Genomic DNA, 6,159 nt, shown 5'->3' with positions numbered 1-6,159 from the left:
TAATTAAGGCTGATGTTCGCTTGACAGAGAGGTAGGCGTCGTGAGGACGCAGTTCCAGAAGTGGCGTACGACGGTCGCCGTGGTTTCGGCTGCCGCACTGGCTCTGGGCACCGCCGCCTGCGGCTCGACCGACGACAGCGCCGGCAGCGCCGGTGCCACCAGGCCGTTCGACACCCCGAGCGGTCAGGTGCAGATCCCGGTCCAGCCCAAATCGGTGGTCGCGCTCGACCAGTACACCTACTTCGGGCTACTGGACGTCGGTGTGCACCCCAAGGCCACGGCGTCCGGCTACACCGACAGTTTCGCGGTGTTCCCGGCCTACGCCGACGAGTACACCAAGGCGCCCAAGGTCGGCGGCTCGATGGAGATCGACATCGAGCAGGTCGGCGCGCAGGGGCCGGATCTGATCCTCGGCAACAAGTTCCTCTCCCTGGAGAAGCACAAGATCGAGGACTACCAGAAGCTCGCGCCGACGGCGATCCTCGGCGGCGCCGCGGGCGAACCCGGTGTCGCGTGGCCGCAGTGGGTCATCCAGGCCGCCGACGCGGTCGGCAAGAAGCCCGAGGCCGAAGCGCTCAAGAAGCAGTACGAGGATCGCGCCGCCCAGATCCGCTCGACCTACGCGGACAAGCTGTCCAAGGTCAAGTTCGCGCTGATCAACGGCGGCGGCGGAAAGTGGTACCTGAACCTGGACGAATCCTGGGGCGGCACCATCCTCAAGGACCTCGGCGTCCAGTTCGCGCGGGCCGGCATCACCGACCCGAAGGAGAACACCCCGGAGTTCTCGACCGAGAACCTGGACAAGCTCAACGAAGCCGACGTGATCCTGTACCAGGCCGACTACCAGGGCAAGGCGGGCGCGGACACCCAGCAGATCATCGATCTGCCCGCGTACCAGGGTCTGCGGGCGGTCAAGGCGGGCAAATCCCTGCCGACCGGTAACTTCTACGCGCTCCACTACAAGGCCGCGATGTCCTTCCAGGACGAGATCGAGCAGATCCTCAAGGGCTTCTGAGCCGCTTGGACCAAGTCCGTGAAGGCCTCCTTCCCTACTCTGAAAGTAGGGAAGGAGGCCTTCACGGACACCGGTTCAGAGGCGGCAGCGGTACAGGTCGCCCGGCCCTTCCTCGGCGCCGTACGCCGCGGGCGGCACGGAGGTGCACGTCGTGCGCACGAACTCGTACTGCCCCTTTTCCTCCGGCAGAAGCAGAACGTGGGCGACTTCGCCCCGTTCGATCCACTCCCGGAGCCGGTCCGGCGACGGTGCCGGGTCGCGGTTGGTGAAGCCCGCCATGCCGATCACCGCCCGGTCGGTCGCCATGATGAACGGCGCGGCCGTGTCGGCGGTCTCGACCGCGAGGGTCACCCGCGTGTCACCCGATTCCCGTTCCACGTAACCGAGAAGTGCCTTGCCGGTCTCGTCGAGGGTCCCGGCCGAAGCTCGGAAGTCACGGGCGCCCCAGCCGCCGAGGAGCCCTCTCAGATCGTCGCGGACCGCCGGTTCGAGGTAGTCCGTCTGCAGGGAAACCGGTCCGGCGGCCGGAAGCATGGGCAAGCCGGCGGAATAGCCGACACCGGTCGCCGTCGACCAGGCCACCGGCGCGGCCGAGATCGCCACGAGCCCGATCACGAACCCCGGGACGGCGGCGCGGCGCGGTCCGAGTTTGGCGAGTACGAGGAGACCGACGGCCAGTGCCGTCGCGGCGGCCACGACGATGCCCGTCCAGCCGTTCCATTCCGGCGCCCGGTTCACCAGGAGCCAGGCCCAAAAACCGAGACCGGCGATGACCGTGGGCAGCAACGGCCACCAGCGTCCTTCCGCCCGGTACTGCCGCCACAGCGCGGCCAGGGCCGCCGCGGACAGCGCGGCGATCGCGGGCGCGAGTTCCGCGGTGTAGTACAGCAGCCAGATTCCGCGCATGAAGCTGAACACGGCCACGCACACGAGAAGCCAGCCGCCCCAGAGCACCCACCCCGCCACCGTCCGGCGCGGCGGCCGCCTGCCGAGGACCACCAGGACGACACCCGCCAGTACCGCCGCCAGCGCGAGCGGCAACAGCCAGCCCGCCTGGCCGCCCAAGGACGTCCCCAGCAGTCTTCCCGCCCCGGGATCGCTTTGGTAGAAGGACTTCCCGTGCTCCTCGGCGTAGCTGGCCGCCGCCGCGAAGTCCTGGCCGACGATCCGGCCCAAGCCGTTGTAACCGAAGACGAGATCACGGGCGGAGCCGTCGGCGCTGCTGCCGATGTACGGCTTCGGGCCCGGCCAGAGGTCCACCACCACGACCCACCAGAAGGACGTGACCGCGAGGACCCCGGTGGCCAAAGCGGTCGTCAGCGCCTTCGCGCGGACTCCTGACGACGAGCCCACCAGATAGGCCAAAGCCAAGGCGGGCAGGACAAGCCACGCCTGGACCATCTTCGTGGTGAACGCGCAGCCGAGGAACACCGCGGCCAGCAGCATCCAGCGACGTTCGCGGCCGGGGTCGTCGATCGCTCGCGTCACCGCGTACGCCGCGCTCACCAACAGCAGGAACAGCAAGGGATCCGGCATGTTGTCGCGGATCACCGCGACGACGATCGGCGTGCAGGAGAAGAGCGCGGCGGCGAGCAACGCGACCCGTTCACCCTGCCAGCGGCGGACGGTCAGGAACAGCACCCAGACCGTCGCCACCCCCTCCAGCACCTGCGGCAGTATCAGTGCCCAGCCGTGGAAACCCAGCGCCTGTACCGAAAGCACCTGGATCCACAATCCCATCGGTGGTTTGTCCACCGTCACCACGCCGAGTGGATCCACCGAACCGAAGAGGAAGCCGGTCCAGCTGCCGGACATCGATTCGACGGCGGCGCTGTAGTACGGATAGCCGTAGCCGAGTTCCCAGATCCCCCAGCCGTACCAAGCAGTGCTGACGAGGAGGATCGCGGCCAAGACGAGCCGGTGCCCTCTGCCGGGGGAGCGGGCGGGGACCTCCGCTGGAGTGTCCACGGCGGTGGAAAGCGAAGTGGTCATGAGTGGTCGAGCCCTCACCTGAAGTTAGTTAGGTTAGGCATAGCTAATCATAATGATCAAGCCGCGGCTCTACTCCGTACGAGGGGTGTGGCGGACGCGAAAAAGCCACGAGCGGGCGGCTCGTGGCTGATCGCGCGATCGTCGTCAGGCGGCCTCGGTGCGGGCTTTCCGGCGCAGGAGGTGGTAGGCGATCGCGAAGGCGACGCCCACGCCGACGATGATCGCGGCGAACACCGGATGCATGTCCTTGGAGAGACTCTGTGCCCGTTCGGGTCCGATCGCCCAGAGCGCCAAGGGTGTGGCGTAGGCCGCGGTGAGGGCGATCGCGCCCCAGCGGAGCGCCTTGAGGCGGGCGTCGCGCAGGGTGCCGATCAGGACGAGGGCGACCGGGACGATCGCGAGCATCGCGAACTGGCCGATGATCATGACCGGGACGGCCCAGGCCGAGATGATGACGGAGCGCGGGGCGCGGCGAACGGTGGTTTCGCGGTCGAGCGTCTGGGTGGACATCGTTTCCTCCTGAAGGTTTCGGGGTGGTCGGTCAGCAGTGGGATTCGGCGGTGGCCTTGAGGTCCTTCAGCCAGGCTTCGAGGCCCATTCCGAGGAATCGGGTCGAGGTGGGCACGTCGGCCTCGACCTGGGCGCCCGACCAGTTCTCCTCGGTGCGGACCAGCACGCCGCCCTTGACCTCGGTGAAGTTCCAGACGTGGATGCCGTTGTCGATGGCGAGCCCTTCGCCGATCGCGGGCCCGCTCCAGCGGAGGCATTCGCCGCGCTGGAACTGGTGGACGGTCGAGGTGATCGACAGCGTGGTGGCGGGGGTCGTGGCCGTGGCGGGCACCGGGGTGGTCCAGCGGAACCGCGAGTTCTTCCGGAGCGGGCCCCGGTCCAGCCGCTCGTTGCTCAGCACCGGCTCCTGCCAGGACGGCCAGCGCTCGACGTCGGTCTGCAGCCGCCAGATCTTGCTCAGGGGAGCCTTGATCAGGGTTTCGGTCCGGTAGTGGATCGGGGCCTTCGTGTCGATCGTCTTGCCCTGGCACGAAAGCGGCGCCGGAGCGGTGGTGGCGGCCTGCGCCGGGGTGACGGCGCCGCTCAGCAGGCCGATCGCCAGCGGGAGGGCGAGTGCGGCGGTGCGGCGGAGAGTCTTCCGGGTGTTCGACATGGCTTTCTCCTTGCTCGATGGTTAGTGCCGCTTGCGATAGTTAGAACCTATAACTACAACTCTGTGAGTGTCAATAGTGAAAGTGATAACCTCTAACTAGCCGAGCTCGGAAGGAGTGCCCGATGGAGACCTCGCGTGAGCGCTACCGGACTCAGGTGCGCGTGGAGATCAAGCGGTACGCGTGGGAGCAACTGGCCACGACGGGCGTGTCCGCCCTGTCCCTCAACGCGATCGCCAAGCACGTGGGCATGAGCGGCCCGGCGCTGTACCGGTACTTCGCCAGCCGCGACGACCTGATCACGGACCTCATCCGCGACGCCTATCGAAGTCTCGCCGACACCGTCCAGGCCGCCGCGGGGTCGGGCGGCGTGGCCGAAGTCGCTCACGCCATCAGGGAGTGGGCGCTGGCGGACCCGCAGCGATACCTGTTCGTCTACGGCACGCCCATCCCCGGCTACCACGCGCCCGACGACACCGCGAAGATTTCGGACGAGATCATGGCCGCACTGCTCGAGGTACACGCCGCGTGTCCGGGCGACCCTCGGGTGCCGTCCACGGTTCTCCGTCGCGCCATGAAGTTCTGGACCAGGCTCCATGGCGTGCTGTCCCTCGAACTCGCCGGGCACTTCGCCGGCATGGAGTTCGACCCCGCCGTGTTCTTCGCTTCCGAGGTGGACGACCTCCTGACGGTCCACAAAGGACAAGTCCCGCTCAGCGGGGCATCGTGACCGGCTTTCCCGCCGTACGAACGTTTTCGGTGATCGCTGTGCTAACTTCCGGGCATGCGCGGAGGATCCAAGATTCCTTTCGGCCGGACGCTCGCGGTGATCGCGTCGGCGCTTCTGCTCTCGCTGATCGGCCCCGGGGCCGTCGCCAACGCGTCCGGCGGGCATCCGCCGCGGCATGGCTGCGAATGCGAGACCCCGTCGATCGACCGGTTGCAGCAGTGGCTCGCCTCCGGTGAGGGCACCACGGTTCCGCCGACCGGCAGCCTGCTCGTCCGCGAGCGCGGCGGCTACGCGGCCAAGGTGGCCTTCCTCAACGCCGAGTGGCACGTGGTGGTCGTCTGGCTGGGGAATCAGTTCGAGGCGCAGGCGGATCTTTCGAAGTCCAAGGGCTTCTGGATGACCTACAGCGCCACGGACGACCTGTACGTCCAGCTGCGCCCGGCCTCGCACTGGAGCGGCGGCGACAAGTGGCTCACGAAGGTGCCGTCGACAGGCGGGAAGCTCGTGAAGAAGTTCTTCAGCTTCGCGCCCGACGCGTGGACGACACTGCCCGAACTGGGCAAGCCCACGTACTCCTTCGCCTCGGCGCTGACCGAAGCGCGAGGCTTGGTCTTCGTCGGCAAGACCCCGAACGAACTCGCCTTCCGCGGCCTCGCGATCGATCGCTACCGGCCGCCTTGTCTCTGAGTAACTTCCCGGTAGTCACCTGTCCGAGGTGGCGTCGAGTCGTGGCGACTGCGCACCGTGCCCGATTTGTCCTGTACGGTGGACTTTCAGCCGCCCCCGCACGATCGATCCGAGGAGTACCCCTGATGAGCCTGTTCGACTCGCTGAAGGAGAAGGCCGCCGAACTGCTGGGTGGCGCGGGCGACAAGGTCGGCGAACTGACCGGTGTCGACCTTTCCGGCGCCGCGGACCAGGCCACCCAGTCCGCCGGCGACCTGGCCGCGACCGGCCAGGGCCTCGCCGAGAGCGCCACCACCGCGGGACAGGACGCCGTCGACTCGGCCACCGCGGCCGGGCAGGGCGTCGTCGACTCGACCGGTGCCTTCGGTGACGCCGCCACCGGACTGGCGGGCGGCGTGATCGACCCGAACGCCCGGGGCTGACAGCCCCCGGTCTCCCCGGTATCCGCGAGAGCTCGCGGATACCGGGGATCCGTCATGTCCGCGCAGGCCCGCCCGCGTACTCCGGCGGGACGACGTCCGGATTTCGGCATGACGATCTTCTGTTTTCCTTGCCCCGCAAGGGAATTCTCGCCG

Annotated in this window: 7 protein-coding genes; 4 read left to right on the top strand and 3 right to left on the bottom strand. The window is 68.0% G+C overall.

Translation table 11 applies throughout. The features are described from left to right. The first annotated feature begins 40 nt into the window (after nt 1–40). The gene (locus HDA45_RS05550; protein ID WP_184892476.1) at nt 41–1,015 is read left to right on the top strand and encodes an ABC transporter substrate-binding protein; all 975 of its coding nucleotides are present in this window, start codon (nt 41–43) and stop codon (nt 1,013–1,015) included. 75 nt (nt 1,016–1,090) lie between these two features. Here HDA45_RS05550 and HDA45_RS05545 read toward each other — a convergent pair whose 3' ends face one another. From HDA45_RS05545 to HDA45_RS05535, 3 genes are all read right to left on the bottom strand, one after another. After that, nucleotides 1,091–3,007, bottom strand: a complete 1,917-nt coding sequence (locus tag HDA45_RS05545) for an ArnT family glycosyltransferase (protein ID WP_184892474.1) — start codon at nt 3,005–3,007, stop codon at nt 1,091–1,093. A 144-nt stretch (nt 3,008–3,151) separates the two neighbouring features. Further along, complete coding sequence (locus HDA45_RS05540; protein WP_184892472.1) at nt 3,152–3,517, bottom strand: hypothetical protein; 366 nt, start codon at nt 3,515–3,517, stop codon at nt 3,152–3,154. A 31-nt stretch (nt 3,518–3,548) separates the two neighbouring features. After that, the gene (locus HDA45_RS05535) at nt 3,549–4,169 is read right to left on the bottom strand and encodes an SRPBCC family protein (protein ID WP_184892470.1); all 621 of its coding nucleotides are present in this window, start codon (nt 4,167–4,169) and stop codon (nt 3,549–3,551) included. Nucleotides 4,170–4,291: 122 nt separating this feature from the next. On the opposite strand from HDA45_RS05535, the gene HDA45_RS05530 reads away from it, so the two are divergent. The 3 genes from HDA45_RS05530 to HDA45_RS05520 all read left to right on the top strand — a co-directional run bounded on the left by HDA45_RS05530 (nt 4,292) and on the right by HDA45_RS05520 (nt 6,006). Continuing rightward, on the top strand, nt 4,292–4,897 hold the full coding sequence (locus tag HDA45_RS05530; RefSeq protein ID WP_184892468.1) for a TetR/AcrR family transcriptional regulator: 606 nt from the start codon (nt 4,292–4,294) through the stop codon (nt 4,895–4,897). A 54-nt stretch (nt 4,898–4,951) separates the two neighbouring features. After that, nucleotides 4,952–5,584, top strand: coding sequence for a hypothetical protein (locus tag HDA45_RS05525; RefSeq protein ID WP_221471022.1), 633 nt, complete (start codon nt 4,952–4,954; stop codon nt 5,582–5,584). 125 nt (nt 5,585–5,709) lie between these two features. Beyond that, nucleotides 5,710–6,006 (top strand): hypothetical protein, encoded by a 297-nt coding sequence (locus HDA45_RS05520; protein ID WP_184892466.1) that lies wholly within the window; start codon nt 5,710–5,712, stop codon nt 6,004–6,006. Nucleotides 6,007–6,159: the final 153 nt, after the last annotated feature.

Origin of the sequence: Amycolatopsis umgeniensis (genome assembly GCF_014205155.1) — a bacterium.
In the GTDB taxonomy this organism is placed as follows: Bacteria; Actinomycetota; Actinomycetes; order Mycobacteriales; family Pseudonocardiaceae; genus Amycolatopsis; species Amycolatopsis umgeniensis.
This window is presented reverse-complemented; position numbering and strand designations above follow the sequence as displayed.

Coding starts and splice junctions, on each gene's coding strand:
- HDA45_RS05525 (WP_221471022.1), top strand. CDS start 4,952: ATGCGCGGAGGATCCAAGATTCCTTTCGGCCGGACGCTCGCGGTGATC.
- HDA45_RS05535 (WP_184892470.1), bottom strand. CDS start 4,169: ATGTCGAACACCCGGAAGACTCTCCGCCGCACCGCCGCACTCGCCCTC.
- HDA45_RS05530 (WP_184892468.1), top strand. CDS start 4,292: ATGGAGACCTCGCGTGAGCGCTACCGGACTCAGGTGCGCGTGGAGATC.
- HDA45_RS05545 (WP_184892474.1), bottom strand. CDS start 3,007: ATGACCACTTCGCTTTCCACCGCCGTGGACACTCCAGCGGAGGTCCCC.
- HDA45_RS05520 (WP_184892466.1), top strand. CDS start 5,710: ATGAGCCTGTTCGACTCGCTGAAGGAGAAGGCCGCCGAACTGCTGGGT.
- HDA45_RS05540 (WP_184892472.1), bottom strand. CDS start 3,517: ATGTCCACCCAGACGCTCGACCGCGAAACCACCGTTCGCCGCGCCCCG.